We start from the raw sequence: 19,901 nt of genomic DNA, 5'->3' as shown, positions 1-19,901 counted from the left end.
TCTCGCCAGTTGCCACTGTTATGCTTTATTCGGTGGCAACTGTGCATGTTGTGGGGCGACGGCCCGTGTTTTACTGCGCCGGTCGTAACAGGCGGTGCCGGCCGGCATCGGCCTGCCTTTCTCATAACAAGCAATGTGAGCCCTATGGAAAACCACGCTTCCCGGATTGACGTCAAGGTCTGTACCGATCCCCGGCCCATCAGCCAGGGTCATGTCTATGTGCGAGCCCAGCGCGGACGCTGGCAGCGGTTGCGCCAGTCGACCGGCTGGGTGCTGATGCTGCTGTTTCTGGCCGGCCCCTGGTTGAGCTGGAACGGCCAGCAGGCCCTGCTGCTGGATCTGGAACAGCAGCGCTTTCACCTGTTCGGTATCACCATCTGGCCCCAGGATCTGACCCTGCTGGCGCTGTTGCTCATGGTGGCCGCCTTTGGTCTGTTCTTTATCACCGTCTTTCTGGGGAGGGTATGGTGCGGCTATCTCTGCCCGCAAACGGTGTGGACCTTCTGGTTTATCTGGGCAGAAGAAAAACTGGAAGGCAGCGCCAACAAACGCCGCCAGCTGAACAAGGCACCCTGGAGCCTGAACAAGGTGGCGCGCAAGGGGGGCAAGCATCTGATCTGGTTGCTGATTTCCCTGCTTAGCGGTTTTACCTTCATTGCCTATTTCGTGCCGGCCGCCGAGCTGGGCAACGGCTTGCTGCAGTGGTCTGCCGGTCTGTTGCCCACCTTCTGGGTGGGATTCTTTGCCCTGTGCACCTATCTCAACGCAGGCTGGATGCGGGCCATCATGTGTACCCACATGTGCCCTTATTCCCGCTTTCAGTCGGCGATGTTCGATCAGGATACCTACAGCATCGCTTACGATGCCGCCCGTGGAGAGCATCGTGGACCCCGTTCGCGCAAGGCCGATGTAAAGGCGCTGAAGCTGGGAGACTGCATCGACTGTCAGCTGTGCGTGCAGGTGTGTCCCACCGGCATCGATATTCGGGATGGTCTGCAGTACGAGTGCATCAACTGCGGTGCCTGTGCCGATGCCTGTGATCAGACCATGAACCAGATGGGCTATGCCACCGGCCTTATCCGCTATGCCAGCGAGCGTCAGTTGGCCGGGGGCAAGACCCGGCTCTGTCGGCCCAAACTGCTCGGTTATGGCGTTATGCTGTTGCTGATGCTGGTGGCGCTGGTCTATGCCGCCGCCAGCCGGGTGCCGATGGCGCTGGATGTGCAGCGGGATCGCAACCAGCTGTTTCGGGAAACGCCGGAAGGTTGGGTGGAAAATACCTATACGCTCAAGCTGTCGAACCGGACCCAGCAACCTCAGCGCTATCGGGTACGGGTGGAAGGGCTGACCCGTCCTCTCTGGCTGGGAGCCGACGAGGTTTGGGTGCCGGCCGGGGAAATCGTCAACCTGCCCATCAGCCTGGCGGCGGATCCTTACCTGTTGTCCGGCAGCATGCATCCGCTCCGCTTCGTCGCCGGTAACGACGAGACGGAAGTCGGCGCCGAGAGCCAGTTTTTCAGCCCGGGGCGCTAACGGAATTGGCATTTCTGCGAACCAGACTTGTCGTTCACGAGGCCCAACCCCGTCACTCCCGCGCAGGCGGGAGTCCATCAGGCCGACACGCTGAGATAACGGTATGATACCAAACAGAGTAAATAACTGATCTATTTGATTGCTCTGCAAAGGTCGGACAAAGGGCCCGCTCCGCCGACACGCCGTAAACCCATCCTTGGGGGCTCCGCCGCGCCATCCTTGGCGCGGAGGGTCGGCGGAGCAGATCCCTTTATCCTCCCTGATGCCAAGGAGTTGCCTGTTGACATCGTCTACAGATAACTCGGTGCTTGAGAAGAGGCAACAGAGATCGACTACCACGACCGTGAAATGCCATGGACGGCATTTCCCGAGCCCTCAGGGATGAGTTTATGGCGTGTCGTGGAAGGCGGCTGTGTTGCCTCTGATCTCGGGTTTAAAATGATCAGATGTTTATTCAAATTGGTATGATACGGTGATTCAAGGATACTTTTTCGACGATACCCATACTGGCGAAGCCAAGGAAATATGTACTTATCATATTGAAAAAAGGAGTAAAAATGATCCATTGGCCGGCCATCATCGAGTTTGCCGAGGGGCAGGGCTATGCCTGGGTGGCGAACCTGGATGAGGTGGCCGAGCACAGGCCACGGGTCGGTGATCGGCTGCTCGACAGTCAGGGTTATCCGCATCTTCTGTCGCAGCAAACAGGCGAGGCCCTGTACTGGCAGCATCAGCTGCGGTTAGTATCGTTGTTTGAGCTCAATGCCGGGCTTAGAGACTATGCCGCCAGCCTGGGTATCTGCTGCACCAGCAAACTGGTAGTGCGCACCATGGCCGAGGCCATAGCGCTGGTGGCCTGGCTGGAGCAGCAATAGTCGATACAAGAGGCTTACTCGATGACATTCCCCTTACGCTGGCTGTGGTGGCTGCCGCTACTGCTGCTGGCGCAGTCCTGCAGCACCGATTTTTTGCCAGCATCACCCGCTTCAACCCAGACCACTCCGGTTGCTGGAGTACAAGGCATGGCGTCTTATTACGGGGCCCGCCATCATGGTCGAAAAACCGCCAGTGGCGAACGTTTCAATCAGCATGCGCTGACCGCGGCTCATCGAACCCTGCCATTCGGCACCCGGGTGCGGGTCACCAACCTCAACAACCAAAAGTCGGTGATAGTGCGTATCAACGACCGGGGGCCCTATGCCAAGGGGCGCATTATCGACCTGTCCGCCCAGGCGGCCCGCGAGCTCAACATGATTCGGGCGGGGGTGGTACCGGTGCGGGTAGAACGGTTGGAATAGTCAACCGGATTAGCGCCCGATACGCCACGGGGCGGGGCCAGTCGCCGGCTGCCGTGGGTACGCTTCGGCCTGCCACCAGCAGCCGGGCGGCGTTGATCCAGCCCGCATGCCCGACCGCCAGCCGGGGCGTGTCGGGCAGGGCCGCGAGCCACAGTGCCACCCGGGCAAAGAGCTGACGCAGATTTTCGCCGCCGCTGGGGGCATAATCGGCAAATTGTTCACACCACAGATCCATCTCGGCCCTGGGAATCTGCTGCCAGGGGCGACCGTCCCAGTGACCGAAATCCACTTCTGCCAGCGCGGGAGTCACTTCACAACGAAAGCCCCGTTGAGCCAGTATTTTTCCTACGCCCAGCGAGCGCTGCAGCGGGCTGACCCATATCACTTTTTCCAGCCTGTTGCGCCGGGCGAAGCGCTGGATCTGGTTGGCCAGGCGGCGGAGCTTGCGTTTATCCACTTCTACATCGGTTTGCCCCAGGCAGAGTCCGGTGGCATTCAGCGGCGTGGGATGGCGCCAGATATAAAGCGTCATGGGGTGTCCTTACAAGAGCGCGGCCAGGCCCGCATAAATTGCCAGTTCGCTCAGTTGCTGGGTGGCGCCAAGGCCATCGCCGGTGTAGCCGCCGAGGCGGCGCTTCATCAGCCGGCGCATGTAGTCGGTGGCCACCAGCGCCAGACCCAACGGCCATAGCCAGTGCCAGGGGGCTATCTCGACACCCGCTCCGGGCAGCCAGAGCCAGACAGGCAACAGTGACAGCAGCACCCAGCCGGTGCCCATCATGCCTTGGGCCGGGGTCAGCTGCTGGGCCATGGGTTTGGCTTTGGCGTGTGCTATCTCGCCGCCGTACGGCAGCAGGGCAATCAGGCAGATGCACATCAGTCGCGAGCCGCTGTGGCCCACCACCAGGGCGGCCAGTGCCAGCGGAAGGGGCATGGCCGCCAGCAGGCTGACTTTCAGCAGAAGGGCGAGCACCAGCCCCAGGGTACCAAAGGTGCCCAGGCGCGAGTCTTTCATGATGGTCAACGCCCGCTCTTTGGTGAGGCCGCCGCCCAGGCCATCGCAGGTATCGGCCAGACCGTCTTCGTGAAAGGCGCCGGTCATCCTGATGCCGAAGGCGGTGCTGGCTACCGCCGCCACCAGGGGACTGAACAGCAGGCTGGCCAGCCAGAACACACCGGCGCACAGCAGCCCGACCAGCAGGCCGACCGCCGGAAAGTGACGGCTGCTCTGGTGTAGCCAGTCGGGCTGATAATCATTGAGCCGGGGCACCGGCAGTCGGGTGAGAAACTGGGTGGCCACCAGCAGCAATCGCGCTTCGTGGTGCAGCAGCCGGCTCAGACCGGATTGGCAGCCGGTTTTCTCGGGCGCCTTATTCTGCGGCATCGTCATTGCTCTCACTGATACCGGCATCGGTGAAACTGGCCATCTCGTTGAGAAAGGCGCAGGCCGACTGCAACAGCGGATAGGCCAGCACGGCGCCACTGCCTTCCCCCAGCCGCATCTTCATGTTGAGCAACGGTTCGGCGTTCAGCAGGCGCAACAGATGCTCATGGCCGGGCTCGGCGGAGTGATGGGCAAACACCGCGTACTGACGTACGCCCGGCGCCAGTTGTTCGGCCACCAGCAGGGCGACCCCGGCGATAAAACCGTCCATCAGCAGAATACGGCGCTGGCTGGCGGCCTGGATCAGGGCGCCGACCATCATGGCGATTTCCAGCCCGCCCAACGCCGTCAGGGCGGCCAGCGGTGTTCTGGCATCATGATGGCGCTGCAACACCTGCGCCAGCACTTGCTGCTTGTGGCGCAGGCCGTCATCGTCCAGACCCGTGCCCCGGCCGACGCAGCCGGCAAGCGGTATGTTACCCAACCGAGCCAGCAGCAGGCTGGCGGCTGAGGTATTGCCGATGCCCATTTCACCCACGATGAACAGGTTGCCGGGCAGCTGCTCCGCCAGCGCCATGCCCTGTTCAAGCGCCTCCCGGCACTCGGCATCGGTCATGGCGGCCTCGGACAGGGCATCCCGGCTGCCCCGGCGTACCTTGCAATCGAGCAGGGCCGGATGATAGGTAAATTCGGCATCCACGCCGGCATCCACTACCTGCAGGCCTATGTTGTGCTGGCGGGCAAAGACGTTGATGGCGGCGCCGCCCTGCAGAAAGTTGTGCACCATCTGGGCGGTCACGGCGCTGGGATAGGCGGAGGTGCCGTGGCGGGTCAGGCCGTGATCGGCGGCAAAGACCCGGATCTGCGGTTGCGTTATCACCGGATTGGCACAGCCCTGGATCAGCCCCAACTGCAAGGCGAGGGTTTCGAGCCGGCCCAGGGCGCCGAGGGGCTTGGTTTTTTGATCGATAACCTGCTGCAGCTGTCGTGTCAGCGCCGGATCGGCACAGTCGGGAATGGTGGGCAGAAGCAGAGGCTGAGACATGGCGATACGGGTCCGTTCACAGTGGTGGTTCCGTATGCTACCAAAAATACACCGAAGGAGGTAATGATGGAAAGACGGCCGTCAGCTAGGATACCCGTCCTCAACAAATGATTTATTTCATCTCAGTACCCATGTCGGACAAAGAGTCTGCTCCACCGATAGAATTACCGCTGTTCGCTGACGGCCAACAGCGGCCGTTCCCGGCAGCCGCTCTGGCTGCCCGGTTGCAGGTAGGGGCGCAATATCGGCTCCATGCCCTTGAGCACCTGGACCGGCAGCGCCGAGGTAAAGTTGAACTTGTCCGACTCCTGCCCCGGTACATAGGCGGTGAGGGTGCCGAAGTGCCGCTCGCCGAGAAAAAACACGAAGGTGGCGGTGCGGTTGCGGGCCTGAGATTTGATTACCCGACCGTAGCGGCTCACGGTTTCGATGCGGTTGTCACCGGTGCCTGTCTTGCCGCCCAGGGTCAGCGGGCTGCCGTCCGGCAGGGTAAAGCTGCCCTGCAGACGGCGTGCCGTGCCGCCGTCCACCACCTGTGACAGGGCGCCGCGCAGCACCATGGCCACTTCTTTGGCCATCACCCTTTGTGCCTGCTGTGGCTGGCGAACCAGATGGGTTTCATAGGGGGTGTCGACGGCAAACTGCAGCTGGTCCATGCGCACCGTGGGCAGGCGCACGCCTTCGTTCAGAATAATGCCCACCAGCTCCGCCAGGGCGGCGGGTTTGTCTCCCGAACTGCCGATGGCGGTGGCCAGTGACGGCACCAGATGATCGAACGGAAACCCCAGTCGCTGCCAGCGTTGGTGAATATCGCTAAAGGCCTCGACTTCCAGCATGGTGCGGATCCGGCTGTCGCGGGCACTGCGATGGCGCGTCTTGAACAGCCAACCGTATACTTCCTGACGCTCTTCCTTGCTGGCGTCGGCGGCGTCGGCAAACCCGGCGTCGGGCATGTGCTGCAAATAACCGAGCAACCACAGCTCCAGCGGATGCACCCGGGCGATGTAACCCTGATCCGGCAGGCTGTAGGCGCCGGGGCCATAACGGTGATACAACTCATCGAGCCGCTTGTCGGTCAGCCGCTCCGCAGGCAGCCGCCGGTGTAAAAAGGCGGCAAACTCCTGCGGAGTGGCATCGGGCAGCAGGTAGCGGTGCACCGCCGCCAGCCGCACCGGGGTGGGACGCAGGCCGTCGAAGAAGCTGTCGAGGCGTTGCTCTGTGGTTTTACCCTGATACTTGCGCCAGAAACGCAACAGAAAGACCCTGCCTTCCCGGTCGGCGAAGCGACTCAGATATTCCTGACGCCGGGGATCCTTGTCATCGGCCAGCAACTGGGCGCGGTTTTCGCTCTGATACAGGCTGTAACGCACTATGTCGCGCATCAGCCGGATAAAGGGCAGGTTAATGGACTCGCGCAAGGCTTCGAGCAGAGTCGGATTGCGACCGTTGTCCTGACGGCGAAAATTGTTGAAGCTGTGCAGGCCGCCACCGGTAAAGAAGCGTTCACCTGTGCCGGCGGAATAGCGCCGTTCCAGCGCGGTATTCAGCATGGCGGGCAGGGCGTGATCCGGGTGGCGCAGCAGATAGTCGATGGCCCAGCGGCTGAGCAGATCCTTCGGCTCGGGATCGAGCGCGCGCAGTTTCTGGGGCGACAAGCCGGCGTAACGCTGGTGCAGCTCGGCGATAATTTCCAGATAGGTGGCCATGACCCGCAGCTTGGCGGTGGAGCCCAGCTCCAGCTTGCTGCCTTCGTTGATATCGAATGGCTGCAGTGTGTTGTCGGTTTGCACCCGCACATAAAAGCCTTCGTCGCCGCGCTCGAACAGGGTAAAGCTGTAGCGTACCTCGGCGGTTTTTTCCGGCGACAGCAGCCGCTCACCATAAAGGCCTATGTCTTTGGCCACCTCGGGTTCGGCCAGTTGCTGCAGATAAGTGGTTACCTGTTGCTGCAGATCGGCGTTGAGGGTGGTGCGGGCAGACATGTCCAGTCGGTCCAGTTCATAGAAGGAGGTGCCCAGCAGGTTGGCCAGGCGACCGCGGGTCACCTGCAGTGTCTTGTTGTTTTCAACAAACTGGGTGACGGGGCTTTCCCTGAAATGACGAAACACCAGCCGCTGGGCCAACGCCGCATCGCGCAGGGGCGGGCTTATCATGCCGGCCGCGGCCTGTAGCCGCAGATAGCTGTCGGTCAGGGAGTGCAAATCGTCCCGCCCCCGGTACAGGTAATAGGAAGGTCGACGCTGGGCTATCATCAGTGCCATCACCTGGCGCAGGGCCATTCCCTGCTCGGCGAGCGAGCCGGTCGGCGGCTCGGTGGTGTCCAGCAGGCGGTTGACCCGCTCCAGCTCTGCCCCGAACCAGATCCAGAGGCCGTCACCCAGGCCGTGAATTTCACCGTGGCCGGGGGCGGCGGCCAGGGGCACAGAGTTGAGATAGGCCAGGGCAATGCCCTGGCGGGCGGCCAGGGTCTCTGGCCCCTGTTGATAGGCGCGCACGCTGGCGGAGATCATCTGGCGCAGCTTTTCGCTGGCCGATGGCGTCCGGCCCCCCGGTGAGTGACGGTATTTTTCTATCTGGGTGGCGAGGGTGCTGCCGCCGGCCGAGTCATCCTGTATCTCCAGTGCCCGCCCCAGTTGTGACAGCGCCGCCTTGATAAAGCGTGGCCAGTCTACCGCCGGGTTGACTTGCGGTTGTGTCTGGCTAAGCAGTTCCCGGTGTTCGATAAACAGCAGGGTGCCGACCACCAGCGGGGCTATGCCGGCAAAGTCCGGATAATGACGTTGTGGATAGCGGTAGTCGTAGACAGGGTCATTACGGCAATCGCCGATAAAGAGCCCGGCCTGGGTTTTCTCCTGATAGGGCAGAAACAAGCCATGGTGGCTGTATTGCTGCAATGCCGGTGAAAGCTGCACCTGTTGTGCGATAATAAATTGCTGCTGTTGCAACCGGGCGAGCAGAGCCGGCAGCCGGGTGTAGCCGAGCCGCTGATCGAAGGGCCCCAGAGCGGGATAGCGGATGGCCGAGCTGGGCCCGGGTTCCAGGGAATAGGTCAGGGTCCGGGCATAGCGGGTGATTTCCCGTGCCTGCAGTTTGGAGGTACGCATTTCATAGGTCAGCAACACGCCGGATACCACCAGCAACAGCAATACCAGAAACCACAATAACCAACGCCAGCGCCGCCGAACCAGCCGTGGTGACTGCTGGGCATCGTGAAGGGAAGCGTGTTCAATTTGCGGTGCCGTATCCATAAAGGACCCCTTGTCGCCATGTTTGGTATCAGGGCTTCTTGTAGTAAAAGCGTAGCTTGGCGGCAGGGTCCGGGTGTCGACAGCGCACAATTATTTGTGTGTTGGGTGCTGAATGAATCTATCTGTGCTACCAGTCGTGTTGCTCGGCAAGTTCCACCCGACGGGCCTGTTGCTGCAGCCGGTACATGGCCCGATAACGGCCCTCGGGCAGGGTCATCAGCTGGCGGTGACTGCCGGACTCCACCAGATCGCCATGAGCCATCACCAGAATACGATCGGCCTCTTTGATGGTGGATAAACGGTGTGCCACCACGATCAGTGTCACCTTGCCGTGCAAGGCCTGCAGCGCTCGTTGCACCACCTGCTCGGTTTCGCTGTCGACGTTGGCGGTGGCCTCGTCCAGCAGCAGAATGCGAGGGGCGGCGGCCAGGGCCCGGGCGATCACCAGTTGCTGGCGCTGGCCGGTAGAGAGACGGCTGCCACGCTCGCCGAGGAGGGTGTCAAACCCCAGCTCCAGTCCGTTAATCGTTTCCAGCAAGTGAGCCTGTCGGGCGGCGGTTGCTATCTGCTCCCGGGGCAGCGTGCGGCCCATGTCGATATTGTCATAAATGCTGCCTGCCAGAATAAAGGGCTCCTGCGGAATAAGCCCTATGCCCTGACGCAGCGCATCCTGGCTGTAGCCGGTAAGAGGTCGACCGTCGATGCAGATGTCGCCCGCATCGACCGGATAGAAGTTGAGCAACAGATTCAGCAGGGTGCTCTTGCCGCTGCCGGTATGACCCACCACGCCGATAAAGGCGCCGGCGGGAATATCCAGGCTCAACTGCTCGAACACCGGCTGGTCGGGGCGGTAGCCGAAGTCGACTCGATTAAAGGACAGGGCGCCCCGGTGAATGGTGTCGCTGGTCTTGCCGTAGTGTTGCCGGGGTTGCTGCATCAACTGATGCACCCGATCCCCCGCCACCATGGCCTGCTGGTAGAGGTTGAAACGCTGGGTAATTTCGGCCAGCGGCTCGGTAAAGCGACCCATGAAGTTGAGAAAGGCATAGAGGACACCGACTTCCGCCACGCCGTTGACCTGTTGCCAGCCGAACACCTTGAGGATGCCGAGCAACACCAGCACGCTCAGCAGATCGATGGCGGGTCGCAGCAGGGCGGCTCCTATGTTGATGGTGCGCATGCGGGCCCGGTAATAGTGCCGGTTGAGGCGCTCGAAGCGTTCGGCGGAATCCTGCTGCAGGCCACAGGCCTGCAGGACCGCCATGCCGGAAATGGACTCGCCGAGGGTGCCGTTGATGTCGGAGCGCAGCTGACGGCTGTCGGCCACCGCCGCGCCGCTCAGCTTCTGATACAGGTAAATCACCCCGACCACAGTCGGGATCAGCAGCAGCGCCACCAGCATCAGTTGCACGTTCAGTAACGCCATGGCAGTGATAATGCCCACCAGCAGCACCACATTGGTCAGCACCACCGACAAAAACTGCACATAGAGATCCTTGATGGCCTCGGTGTCGTTGGTGATCCGGCTCACCAGCTGCCCGGTCATGGCCTTGTCGAAAAAGGCCATCGGCAGTTGCTGCACATGGGCAAACACCCGCTTGCGAATATCCAGCACCGCGGCCAGCGCCATGTCGGTAAAGCGCAGTGTCTGCCGGTAGCGAAACCAGGCGGCGGCCAGCTGGGTAAGGATATAACCGAGGGCCAGCCCGGCCACAGGCCACACCGGCAGGTGCCCGGCCAGCAAATAGTCGTCGATAAACACCTTGGCCAGCAGCGGGCCCGTCACGTCGGCGACGGTGGCCAGCAGCAACAGCAGCAGTACCCTGATCAGCAGCGGCTTGTCCCGGTAGACATAGGTCAGCAGCAGGCCGAAGGTGCCCTTGCCCCGACGCCGGGAATGATCGGTCGGGGGCGGTGCTGTCTGCGCTTCTTCAGTCGTCATCGAGGCGGGCCTCCAGTTGTTGATAGGTCCACATCCGGCTGTACCAGCCGTCCTGGTTAATCAGTTCGTCGTGGCGGCCCGACTGCTGCGTGTGGCCATGCTGCAGCACCAGGGTACTATCCGCATGTTTCAGCGCCGACAGCCGGTGGCTGACGATGATGCAGCTCTGGCCCCGACGGCGGCGCAACTGCTGCAGTATGCGTTGTTCGGTATGCACGTCCACCGCCGACAGCGCATCGTCCAGGATCAGGATCGGGGCCTGACTTATCAGGGCCCGGGCGATGGCCAGCCGCTGACGCTGGCCGCCGGACAGGCTCATGCCCCTTTCTCCCACCTGGGCGTCATAACCGCCGGGCAGACGCAGTATGTCTTCATGTACACAGGCCTGGCGGGCCGCCGCTATGATGTCTTCCCGGCAGGCTCCGGGCCGGCCGAAGGCAATATTATCGGCAATGCCGGCGCTGAACAGAAAGGCATCCTGGGGTACATAGGCAAACTGGCGGCGCAGGGTGTCCAACCGACACTCGGCCAGGGGCACAGTGCCCAGGGTGATGTGTCCGCTGTCGGCCTCCCAGTAGCGCATCAGCAACTGCAGCAGGGTGCTCTTGCCGGCACCGGTCGGGCCGGCGATGCCCAGCACCTGGCCCGGGGTCAGGGTCAGCGATAGCTGTTGCAGCGCCGGCTGCCGGCTGTCGGAGTAGCTGAAACTCAGCGCCTCGACCCGAAGAACCGCACCTTGCGGCTCGCGGGTACCGAGATCGGGAACGCTGTCGGGAATGGCCAGCAGTGCCTCGACCCGGATCAGGGCCGCATTGCCGCGTTCGACGATATTGAGCAGCCAACCGAAGGCGAACATCGGCCAGATCAGCTGGGCCAGATACAGGGTGAAACTGGTGAGCTGCCCCACGCTGAGCTGCTCGTGCCAGATAAGTCCGGCGCCAAAGCCCAGGGTCAGCAACAGGGCGGCAGACATGGACAAAAATACCACCGGCTCGTAGAGGGCCTCGGCCCGGGCTACCTGATAATTGCGATCTGCGGCCGCCTCGGCAATGGTGCCAAACTGACGGCTTTCGATGGGCTCCCGACCCATGGATTTGACCAGCCGGATGCCGGCGATGGCTTCCTGGGCCTTGTCGTTGAGCACGGAAAACTGTTCCAGTGCGCCCTTGAAATGATGGTGGATACGGTTGGAAATCCGGTAAAACGCCAGCCCCATCAGCGGAAAAGGCAGCAGGGCCACCAGAGCCAGCCGCCAGTCGATAAATCCGAACATGATGATCAACACCAGCAACAGGGTCAGCAGGCCGTCGAATCCGGACAGCACACCTTCACCGGCGGCGATTTCGATGGCGTCGATGTCGTTGGTGGCACGGGCCATCAGATCACCGGTGTTGTGGCTGCTGTAAAAGGCCTGACCCTGGCGGGTGAGCCGCTCGAAGAAGCGTCGTCGCAGCAGGTTGCCCAGCCGGTAGGAGGTGCCGAACAGCAGGCGCCGCCAGCCCAGGCGCAGAATATACACGGCCAGACCCAGCCCCAGGATCAACAGCAGCAGGCGACCCTCGGCCTCGCCGTCGGGTGAGGCGACCAGTTGATCGACCGTTTTGCCGATCAGGTAGGGAATGGTCATGTTCATCACCGTCACCGTGGCCAGCATGAGCAGCGCCAGGCTGTAGGTACGCCAGTGGGCCTTGAAAAACCAGGCCAGTTGCCCGAATAGTTGCATCTTTTATCTCGAGGTTATATCCATCCCATTAAACATTTGATCTGTTTGATTATCATATCAATCCCGGACAAAGGGCCCGCTTCTCCGACCCGCTCAAGCACCTCCCTGTGACGCTCAGCACATGACATCCTTGTCATGTGCTGGTCGGTGAAGCAGATCCCTTTGTCCTCCTTGATGCTCCCGCGTTGCCTGTTGGCGCCGTCTGCGGGCCACTCGGTGTTGCCTCTCTGGTACCGCAAGCCTTACTGTTGCTCCAGATCGGCCAGAAAGGTGCGGATGCGTTCGGCGTTGGCACCCAGGTCGCTTTTACCGACCCGGGAGGCGGAGCGCATATCGACTCTGGTATAGACACCGGTATGGGCTCCGGGCTCGTTTTCGACGGGCCTCAGGCGAATGGCCACGTCGTCGCGAAAGCCGAACAGGCGGCTGACGGCCACGGCTTCCAGCTGCCGTTCACCGTTTGCGGTCAGGGTCCAGCCCCGTTGTGTTATCAGGGCCTGTACCCGGCGGTGAACCTGCGCGGGCGGGTAGGGCAGCACCAGGGGCGCCAGGGTCGGCCAGGTGGCCGCCTGCTGCCGGGCCAGCGCCTCACCTTCGTAGTCGGTGGAATGATCACCGGCACCGCGCAGGCGGGCGGCGGCGGTGAGCGTCGGTGGCTCTGTGGTGTCGGTGCTGATGTCGTGAATGGCCGGCAGGGTCAGACCACGGAGAAGAAAGGGGAACACCAGCATTAACAGCAGAACCGGTGGCAGGGCGGCCAGCCACTGCCGGTGCCACAGTGCCAGGGGCAGCAGCACCAGGGCCAGCCCCAATGCCGCCGCCACCAGTATCAACCCCAGGGTGTAGGGCCACCAGTGCCAGCGGGTGCCGGCCACACCGACTATGCCGAGCAGCGGCAGCAGTAAACAGCTCAGGGAGACCAGTAACCAGCGGCAACTGAAAAATGTTTCCATATGGTTTCAATCGGTTAGCATACACATCGATAGACTATGGGTAAGCCAAGGCGGCTTGTAAAGGAGTAAGCGGGTGGTCAGACAAACCCTGATGATGTTGCTGCTGTTAGTAGCGCTACCGGCTCAGGCGGCCCAGGCGGTATTTGCCGGGGGCAGCTTTTGGGTGATGGAAAGGCTCTTTGCGGAGCAAGCCGGGGTGCTGGGTACCGAAACGGGCTGGATGAAAAGTGGCAGCCGCCACCTGCGCCGACAGGTGGTACGGGTGGAGTATGATCCCCAGTCCCTGAGTTATGGTGAGCTGCTGACCCTGTACTGGGCGGCGGTGGATGCGTTTGACGGTGATGGCCAGTTTTGCGACAGGGGGCCCGAATTCAGCCCGGCGCTTTATGTACAGAGCTCTCTGCAGCAAAAGTGGGCCCAGCAAAGCCGGGCCAGGCTGGCGCTGGAGCAGGGCCGTGATGTTGAAGTGCGGATACTGCCGGTAGGGAGCTTTGTGCCGGCCCCGGCCCGGCATCAGCAATACAGTCGGCGGCATCCGCTGCTTTATGGCGGCTATCGCCGGGTATGCGGTTATCCGGCCGGCGAACGATTCAGTCTGCAGGCACTGGCAGGCGCCCCGCTTGCCACCAGTGAACAATAATCTCGGCGATGGCGGCGGGGTTATTCAAATCCAGCAGCGGTACCGGGGCGACCAGGTCCGGGACGTCGGTGGCCACCGCCAGAATATGGGGATCGTGCAGGCACAGCAGGGGTTTGTCACAGGCGGGCCTGTGCACCTCAATCTTGGCGATGGGGGCCGTGCGAAAGCCTTCCACCAGTACCAGATCGAGCCGGTCCAGGCTGAGCCGTGACAGAGATTCGTTCAAATCAGGTTCTTCCGGCTTGGTGTTTTCCCAGGTGAGAATGCTACGATGAGGCCCGGCCAGCAGGCACTGACGGGCACCGGCGTGACGCAGCTCGAAGCTGTCTTTGCCCGGTTGGTCCTGCTCCACATCGTGATGAGTATGTTTGATGATGCCGATACGCAATTGGCGCCGGGTAAGCAGGCCGACCAGTTGCCGCAGCAGCGTGGTTTTACCGCTGCCACTGAAGCCGGCAAAACCGAGCAGAGCACAGGAATGATGAGATGGGGACATAGGGCACCCGGAAAGGTTTCGACAGAGGCTCAGTTTGCCATGTCGAGTCGATATAATACACAAACACAAAATAGACGGGTTACGCCATGAGCAAAGGAATATGGGGAGCCTTGGTTCTGCTGTTGCTCAGCCAGAATGTCAGGGCCGAGGACGTCAGCCTCGAGTTGCAGGGGCTGAAGGGCAAGCTGAAAAGCAATACCCAGGTGTATCTGGATCAGTTGCCCGCCATCGACGCCGAGCAACTGCCCCGTTTTCGCCAAGACATAGAAACGGCGGTGATCAACAGCCTGCAGTCACTGGGTTACTATAACCCGACCATTGACATCACCGCCGACCAGGACAAGCCGGATCGGGTCGAGGTACGGGTGACTGCCGGTGAACCCGTGCGTATTCGTACCCTGGATCTGCTGCTGCAGGGTGACTCGGCGTCGGACCCGCAGTTTGAACAGCTGGTCAACAAGCTGTCACTGAAGGAAGGCGATGTCTTTCGTCACGACAAGTATGAAAAGACCAAGGCGAGCCTGCTCAGCCTGGCCCTGGCGCGCGGCTACTTCGATGCCAGCTATGAACGCAGCCAGGTACTGGTGTACCCCCAGGACAAAGCCGCCGATGTGGTACTGACTTTCGACTCAGGCCCCCGTTACCTGTTTGGTGAATTGAGGGTGGACGCCGACCGGTCCGTGGATCGGGTGCTGACGCCGCTGGTGAAGGTGAAGCCCGGCGATCCTTATCAGGCCATTCGCCTGGCCGAGCTGAGTCGCGATCTGTCCGCTTCCGGCTACTTTCGTCAGGTCGGAGTCTTGCCGATGGTGAGCGAGGCCGATGAAAACTACCGGATTCCGCTGGCGGTGGTGCTGCGCGCCAAGGCCGACAACGAAGTTGAAGTAGGCGCGGGCTTCTCGACCGATGAAGGACCCAGGGTCTCGACCAGCTGGGACAAACCCTGGATCAACAGCCTGGGGCATAGCCTGAAGACCAGCGTCAAGATATCGGCGCCCAAGCAGGACATCAGCGTTATCTACAAGATCCCCCGCGGCAATCCGCTCAACAATTATTACACCGTTCAGGGCGGTTATCAGATGCTGGATCAGGACGACACCAAGAGTGATCGTCTGGTGGCCTCAATCCATCGCTGGGACAAAGACACCGATGACTGGACCCGGGATGTGTTTATTCGCTCCGAATACGAAACCTATACCCAGGGTCAGCAGGAAGATACCAGTTTTCTGTTGATCCCCGGTGTGTCTTACAACCGTACCCGGGTGCGCGGAGGCCTGGACCCGATTTGGGGGGATGCCCAGCTGGTCACCCTGGAGTTGTCCGAACCCTGGTGGGGTTCGGACACCCGCTTCATCCGCCTGTGGGGACGTAGCAAATGGTTGAGGACCGTTGCCGAGAAGCAACGGCTGATCGCCCGGGCCGAGCAGGGCGCCGTGTGGGTGGAGGATGTGCAGAAGCTGCCGCCGTCGTTGCGTTTCTTTACCGGTGGTGACATGACGGTACGCGGCTTCGGTTATCAGGACATCAGCCCGATAGACGAAAACGGTGATCGGCTGGGGGCCAAATACGCCACCGCCCTGAGTCTGGAATACGACTACAAGGTGGCGGAAAAGTGGCGTGTCGCCACCTTCCTCGATACCGGTACCGCCACCAATGATTACACCGAAGATTGGAAGGTGGGGACCGGCGTCGGGGTGCGCTGGCTGACGCCGGTGGGCGCGGTGCGTATCGATCTGGCATTTGGCGTATCGGAGGAGCAAGTTCCGATGCGGATACATTTTACCCTGGGGCCTGAACTATGAGTGTTACGCGTATCTTCACCGGCCTGGTGGTGACCCTGTGTTTGCTGCTGATGCTGTTGTTCAGCCTGCTGTTTACCCAGGTGGGTAACCAGTGGCTGTGGGGCCTGGCGAAACAGCAGGTTCCGGGGCTTGACGGCACCATGGTGTCTGGCCAGCTCGGCCGGGGCTGGCAGTTTGACGAGCTGAGCTACGAGCAGGACTCGCTGGCCTTTACGGCCCGGCAGGTCACCATCGACTGGCAACTGGGCAAGCTGCTCGATCGCCGCTTCTGGCTGCGGCAGCTGGTGGCCGAAGACATAGAGGTCACCATCAGGACTCTGCCGCTAGCCAAAGAGGATACGTCGACCGAGCCGCTGGGACAGATAACGCCGCCGCTGCGTATCGATCTGGATGACATTCGTGCCGACCGGGTAAAAATATCCTTGCCGGGGCAGACTATCGCCTGGCAGAGCCTGCAACTGGCGGCGCACTGGGATGCCGATGGCATGGTGCTTACGGGCCCCAACATGCAGGGGCTGACCCTGACGCTGGAGCCGAATGATGAGGCCGCCCCCGCAGGTGACAAAACCGCCGTTGCCGGCAGGTCGCCACTGACCCTGCCGGAGGTGGTGCTGCCTTTCCCTATCAAGCTGCAAGGCTTCAGCCTGACCGACAGCCGCTTGATTCAGGGCGGACAGACCCGGGCCCTGCATGCCCTGATACTGGAGCTGGAAGGACAGGACAGCGAGCTGAACATTCTGACCGCCGAGCTCGACCACGAGCTGGCCAAGGTGAGCCTCGGCGGCAACATCACCCTGAGCGGTGATTATCCGCTCGAACTGGCATTGAACGGCATCCTGCATAAACCGCTGCTGGACGGACAACTGGAAGGCCAGACCCTGGACCTGACCCTGTCCGACAGCCTGCAACAGCTCAGGGGCAAGCTGACCCTGGACGGGGTGGTGGAAGCCAGTGCCGCCCTGACGGCGCAACCGCTGAACCCCGAACTGCCGTTCGATATATCGCTGAACTGGCAACGGCTGGGCTGGCCGCTGACCGATCCCCAATGGCGGCTGGAGCAGGGCAAGTTCCGGCTGAAGGGCAGGCTGGAAGACTATCAGCTGACCCTGAATGCCGAAGGCTTGGGACCGGATCTGCCGCCGATAGGCATCAAGCTGGCGGCGAAGGGGGACCTGGAAGGTGCCCGCCTGAACCCGCTGACCCTGACGTTGCCTCAGGGCGAGGCGAAGGTAACCGGCGCCCTGAGCTGGACCGGGGGTATCGACTGGCAAGGGCTGCTGGCACTGAGCGAGGTCGACCCCGGTGCCTTCGTGGCCGGGTTGGACGGTCGGCTCAACGGCGAGCTGGACACCCGTTTCGTGCTGGATGGCACGCAGTGGGAATTGAATGCCAGGCCCGATATTCACGGCCAGTTGCGGGATTACCCGTTGCTGTTCAAGGGCGAGGTGGTGCTGGATCAGGCGTTGCAAGGCAACATCAATCAGCTCCGGCTGATCAACGGTAACAATCAGTTGACGGTCAATGGCCGCATCACCGACAGCTGGCAGTTGGACGGCGTGCTGAAGGCACCGGAGCTGGCGGTATATGCCCCCGGTCTGTTCGGCGATCTGGCCGGTGACATCCGGGTGCGGGGCGAGCTGGCCGCGCCGCAAGTCGAGGCCAGCCTCGCCGGTGGCCGGGCCGGCTTCAACGATAACGAAGCACGCGACATCAAGCTGCAGGCCAAGGCTACCCTGGGCGAAAAGATGAGCGGCGATATTCGGCTGAATATACATCGCATTCAGGCCGGTGACCTGACTTTCAAGGAGCTGCTGCTTACCGCCAGGGGGGATGAGGCGGCGCACCGGCTCGAGCTGAATGTGGAGGGTGATCCTCTGGCGGCCGATCTGCGTCTCGACGGCAGCCTGAACAAGGACGGTTGGCGCGGCCGGCTGAACCGGGCGGTGCTGGATACCCCGTTCGAACGTTGGGCCCTGCAGCAGGAAGTGGCCATGTCGTGGCAGGCTCCGCGTTTTCGGGCCGAGCCCCACTGCTGGCGCTCGGGCGAGGCGTCCTTGTGTTTCGATGCCCTCACCGCCAGCGCCAAAGAGGGCCGGGGTGGGGTGAGTATCCGTGATCTCAACCTGGCCCGACTGGAGCCGTTCTTTCCCAGAGACTTTGCCTGGGAGGCCATACTGGGTGGCCGGGTGGATCTGCGCTGGAAGGACGGCGCGCCCACGCTTAACGCCAACATCAGTACCACGCCGGGCACCTTTGTCAGCGGCGATACCCGACTCGGCTATCAGACACTGTCACTCACCAGCGAGATGGTAAACAACCGGCTACAGTCGTCGCTGGCCTTTCGTTCGGCCAGTCTGGGCCGGTTGGCGCTGGATGCCAATGTGGCGGATCTCAAGGGACGCCGTGCGCTCAGTGGCAACCTGAGCATCGAGCAGCTCAAACTCGACTGGCTGGCGCCGTTGCTGCCGGAAGTTGCTCGCTTGCAGGGGACTCTGGCCGGCAAGGCGCGACTGGACGGCACCCTGCAGGCGCCCTTGCTGTTTGGCGACATCAGCCTGACCGGCGGCGAGGTGGACACCTATTCCGATACGGTCAAGGTGCGCGACTTCGGTACCCGGCTGGATATCAGAGGCACCAATGCCACCATCAACGGCCAGCTCAGGGTAGGCGATGGGCCGTTGAATATCAGTGGTGAGCTGGACTGGCGGCAGTTGCCGGTGAGCGGCGAAATTCGCCTCAAGGGCACAGAGCTGGAGGCCGGCTATCCGGGCATGGGGCGGGTGCGGGTCAGCCCGGATCTGCAAATCGGTCTGGGCGAGCAGGCCACGGTGCGGGGCGAGATCCTGATCCCCTGGGCCCGAATAGAGGTCAAGGAACTGCCGGAAAGTGCGGTGTCCCGTTCGGCAGACGTGGTTATAGTGCAGCCCTCGGGCATCATTCCCGAAAACGGCCCCAAGCTACCGCTGGATATTCGTATCAATGTACGGTTGACCGAAGATGTACGTCTGGAGGCCTTTGGTCTTGATACCCGGCTGGAAGGTCAGCTGCGCATCGTGCAGCGGCCCAGACGCAGCATGCGTGCCAACGGCGAGATCCGGCTGATTGACGGCAAGTTTCGTGCCTACGGCCAGCACCTGCTGATCCGGGATGGCAGCATTCTGTTCAATGGTCCGCTGGATCAGCCCAACCTGAGGGTGGAGGCGATTCGTAACCCGTCCAGCATGTCCGACAGCAGCATTACCGCCGGGGTACGGGTCTCGGGAAGCGCGGCTCAGCCCAAGGTGGAAGTGTTCTCGGATCCCGTCATGCCGCAGGTGGAGCAGTTGTCTTACCTGCTGCGCGGACGTGGCCTGGAAGGCGGTGGTGACGCCGACGGTAACGTCCTGGTGCAGTCGATGCTGCTGGACGCCGGGGTCGGAAAAATCGGCGGCCTGGTAACCAACGTGGGCGAGGCGCTGGGGCTGCAGGACGTGTCGCTGGATACCGGTGGCAGCGGTGACACGACCGAGGTGAATATCAGCGCCTATGTGTTGCCGGGACTGCAGATTGGCTATGGCGTCGGGGTCTTCTCGTCCATCGGCGAGCTGCGGCTGCGTTACGAGCTGTTGCCCCGGCTCTATCTGCAGGCGACCAGTGGCCTGAGTCAGGCGATTGATATCTTCTATCGTTTCGAATTCTGACGGCCCCTGTTAAACAGTATCCTAGAACGGATGTGGATTCCGGGGCTGGTTTGCCTTTATCGTCACCCCGCGAAGGCGGGGGGCCAATGCCTTTGCGGGCGACTCTCAGTCTGACCGTTCTCCGCCGCAAGTCCTGGATTCCCGCCTGGGCGGAAAT

General features: G+C 61.9%; 14 protein-coding genes. 6 read left to right on the top strand and 8 right to left on the bottom strand.

Going from position 1 to position 19,901, the window contains the following annotated elements; all coding sequences use genetic code 11:
- Nucleotides 1–144: 144 nt before the first annotated feature.
- The 3 genes from ccoG (at nucleotide 145) to ACLEIV_RS07970 (ending at nucleotide 2,831) form a co-directional block, all read left to right on the top strand.
- A complete protein-coding gene (gene ccoG, locus ACLEIV_RS07980) occupies nucleotides 145–1,533 on the top strand; it encodes a cytochrome c oxidase accessory protein CcoG (protein ID WP_410456118.1) in 1,389 nt (462 codons plus the stop codon).
- Nucleotides 1,534–2,090: 557 nt separating this feature from the next.
- Nucleotides 2,091–2,408, top strand: coding sequence for a DUF4144 family protein (locus tag ACLEIV_RS07975; protein ID WP_410456117.1), 318 nt, complete (start codon nucleotides 2,091–2,093; stop codon nucleotides 2,406–2,408).
- 21 nt (nucleotides 2,409–2,429) lie between these two features.
- Nucleotides 2,430–2,831, top strand: coding sequence for a septal ring lytic transglycosylase RlpA family protein (locus ACLEIV_RS07970; protein ID WP_410456116.1), 402 nt, complete (start codon nucleotides 2,430–2,432; stop codon nucleotides 2,829–2,831).
- Here ACLEIV_RS07970 and ACLEIV_RS07965 read toward each other — a convergent pair.
- The 7 genes from ACLEIV_RS07965 to ACLEIV_RS07935 form a co-directional block, all read right to left on the bottom strand.
- Nucleotides 2,779–3,363 carry a histidine phosphatase family protein gene (locus ACLEIV_RS07965; protein ID WP_410456115.1) on the bottom strand — a complete coding sequence of 195 codons (585 nt, stop codon included), beginning with the start codon at nucleotides 3,361–3,363 and terminating at the stop codon, nucleotides 2,779–2,781. The genes ACLEIV_RS07970 and ACLEIV_RS07965 overlap by 53 nt on opposite strands.
- A 9-nt stretch (nucleotides 3,364–3,372) precedes the next feature.
- Nucleotides 3,373–4,215 carry an adenosylcobinamide-GDP ribazoletransferase gene (cobS, locus tag ACLEIV_RS07960; protein WP_410456114.1) on the bottom strand — a complete coding sequence of 281 codons (843 nt, stop codon included), beginning with the start codon at nucleotides 4,213–4,215 and terminating at the stop codon, nucleotides 3,373–3,375.
- Nucleotides 4,202–5,260: a nicotinate-nucleotide--dimethylbenzimidazole phosphoribosyltransferase gene (gene cobT / locus ACLEIV_RS07955; protein WP_410456113.1), complete on the bottom strand. Its 1,059-nt coding sequence runs from the start codon at nucleotides 5,258–5,260 to the stop codon at nucleotides 4,202–4,204. Before cobT ends, cobS begins: the two co-directional genes overlap by 14 nt.
- A 164-nt stretch (nucleotides 5,261–5,424) precedes the next feature.
- A complete protein-coding gene (locus ACLEIV_RS07950; protein ID WP_410456112.1) occupies nucleotides 5,425–8,508 on the bottom strand; it encodes a transglycosylase domain-containing protein in 3,084 nt (1,027 codons plus the stop codon).
- Between the two features lie 127 nt (nucleotides 8,509–8,635).
- Entirely contained in the window at nucleotides 8,636–10,450 is a 1,815-nt protein-coding gene (locus ACLEIV_RS07945) for an ABC transporter transmembrane domain-containing protein (protein WP_410456111.1), read from the bottom strand.
- Nucleotides 10,440–12,173, bottom strand: a complete 1,734-nt coding sequence (locus ACLEIV_RS07940) for an ABC transporter transmembrane domain-containing protein (protein ID WP_410456110.1) — start codon at nucleotides 12,171–12,173, stop codon at nucleotides 10,440–10,442. The genes ACLEIV_RS07945 and ACLEIV_RS07940 overlap by 11 nt, the downstream gene beginning before the upstream one ends.
- 242 nt (nucleotides 12,174–12,415) lie before the next feature.
- Nucleotides 12,416–13,126: a DUF1499 domain-containing protein gene (locus ACLEIV_RS07935; RefSeq protein ID WP_410456109.1), complete on the bottom strand. Its 711-nt coding sequence runs from the start codon at nucleotides 13,124–13,126 to the stop codon at nucleotides 12,416–12,418.
- A 73-nt stretch (nucleotides 13,127–13,199) separates the two neighbouring features.
- Here ACLEIV_RS07935 and ACLEIV_RS07930 point away from each other — a divergent pair, with 73 nt between their 5' ends.
- Nucleotides 13,200–13,766: a peptide-methionine (S)-S-oxide reductase gene (locus ACLEIV_RS07930; protein ID WP_410456108.1), complete on the top strand. Its 567-nt coding sequence runs from the start codon at nucleotides 13,200–13,202 to the stop codon at nucleotides 13,764–13,766.
- Here the strand turns inward: ACLEIV_RS07930 and mobB are convergent.
- Entirely contained in the window at nucleotides 13,717–14,262 is a 546-nt protein-coding gene (gene mobB, locus ACLEIV_RS07925; RefSeq protein WP_410456107.1) for a molybdopterin-guanine dinucleotide biosynthesis protein B, read from the bottom strand. The two genes, ACLEIV_RS07930 and mobB, sit on opposite strands and share 50 nt — an antisense overlap.
- A gap of 86 nt (nucleotides 14,263–14,348) precedes the next feature.
- On the opposite strand from mobB, the gene tamA reads away from it, so the two are divergent.
- A complete protein-coding gene (gene tamA, locus ACLEIV_RS07920) occupies nucleotides 14,349–16,064 on the top strand; it encodes an autotransporter assembly complex protein TamA (protein ID WP_410456106.1) in 1,716 nt (571 codons plus the stop codon).
- Entirely contained in the window at nucleotides 16,061–19,744 is a 3,684-nt protein-coding gene (tamB, locus tag ACLEIV_RS07915; protein ID WP_410456105.1) for an autotransporter assembly complex protein TamB, read from the top strand. Before tamA ends, tamB begins: the two co-directional genes overlap by 4 nt.
- The last annotated feature ends 157 nt before the right edge of the window (nucleotides 19,745–19,901 follow it).

The organism is Oceanisphaera submarina (assembly GCF_046521305.1).
In the GTDB taxonomy this organism is placed as follows: domain Bacteria; phylum Pseudomonadota; class Gammaproteobacteria; order Enterobacterales; family Aeromonadaceae; genus Oceanimonas; species Oceanimonas submarina.
The sequence above is the reverse complement of the archived record's forward strand: the minus strand, read 5'-3'. Positions and strand labels throughout refer to the sequence as shown.

What these genes read in the sequence shown, in the direction of transcription:
- ACLEIV_RS07975 (WP_410456117.1), top strand. Translation starts at nt 2,091, where the DNA reads ATGATCCATTGGCCGGCCATCATCGAGTTTGCCGAGGGGCAGGGCTAT.
- ACLEIV_RS07940 (WP_410456110.1), bottom strand. Translation starts at nt 12,173, where the DNA reads ATGCAACTATTCGGGCAACTGGCCTGGTTTTTCAAGGCCCACTGGCGT.
- tamA (WP_410456106.1), top strand. Translation starts at nt 14,349, where the DNA reads ATGAGCAAAGGAATATGGGGAGCCTTGGTTCTGCTGTTGCTCAGCCAG.
- ACLEIV_RS07950 (WP_410456112.1), bottom strand. Translation starts at nt 8,508, where the DNA reads ATGGATACGGCACCGCAAATTGAACACGCTTCCCTTCACGATGCCCAG.
- mobB (WP_410456107.1), bottom strand. Translation starts at nt 14,262, where the DNA reads ATGTCCCCATCTCATCATTCCTGTGCTCTGCTCGGTTTTGCCGGCTTC.
- ACLEIV_RS07935 (WP_410456109.1), bottom strand. Translation starts at nt 13,126, where the DNA reads ATGGAAACATTTTTCAGTTGCCGCTGGTTACTGGTCTCCCTGAGCTGT.
- cobS (WP_410456114.1), bottom strand. Translation starts at nt 4,215, where the DNA reads ATGCCGCAGAATAAGGCGCCCGAGAAAACCGGCTGCCAATCCGGTCTG.
- ACLEIV_RS07945 (WP_410456111.1), bottom strand. Translation starts at nt 10,450, where the DNA reads ATGACGACTGAAGAAGCGCAGACAGCACCGCCCCCGACCGATCATTCC.
- ACLEIV_RS07965 (WP_410456115.1), bottom strand. Translation starts at nt 3,363, where the DNA reads ATGACGCTTTATATCTGGCGCCATCCCACGCCGCTGAATGCCACCGGA.
- tamB (WP_410456105.1), top strand. Translation starts at nt 16,061, where the DNA reads ATGAGTGTTACGCGTATCTTCACCGGCCTGGTGGTGACCCTGTGTTTG.
- ACLEIV_RS07970 (WP_410456116.1), top strand. Translation starts at nt 2,430, where the DNA reads ATGACATTCCCCTTACGCTGGCTGTGGTGGCTGCCGCTACTGCTGCTG.
- cobT (WP_410456113.1), bottom strand. Translation starts at nt 5,260, where the DNA reads ATGTCTCAGCCTCTGCTTCTGCCCACCATTCCCGACTGTGCCGATCCG.
- ccoG (WP_410456118.1), top strand. Translation starts at nt 145, where the DNA reads ATGGAAAACCACGCTTCCCGGATTGACGTCAAGGTCTGTACCGATCCC.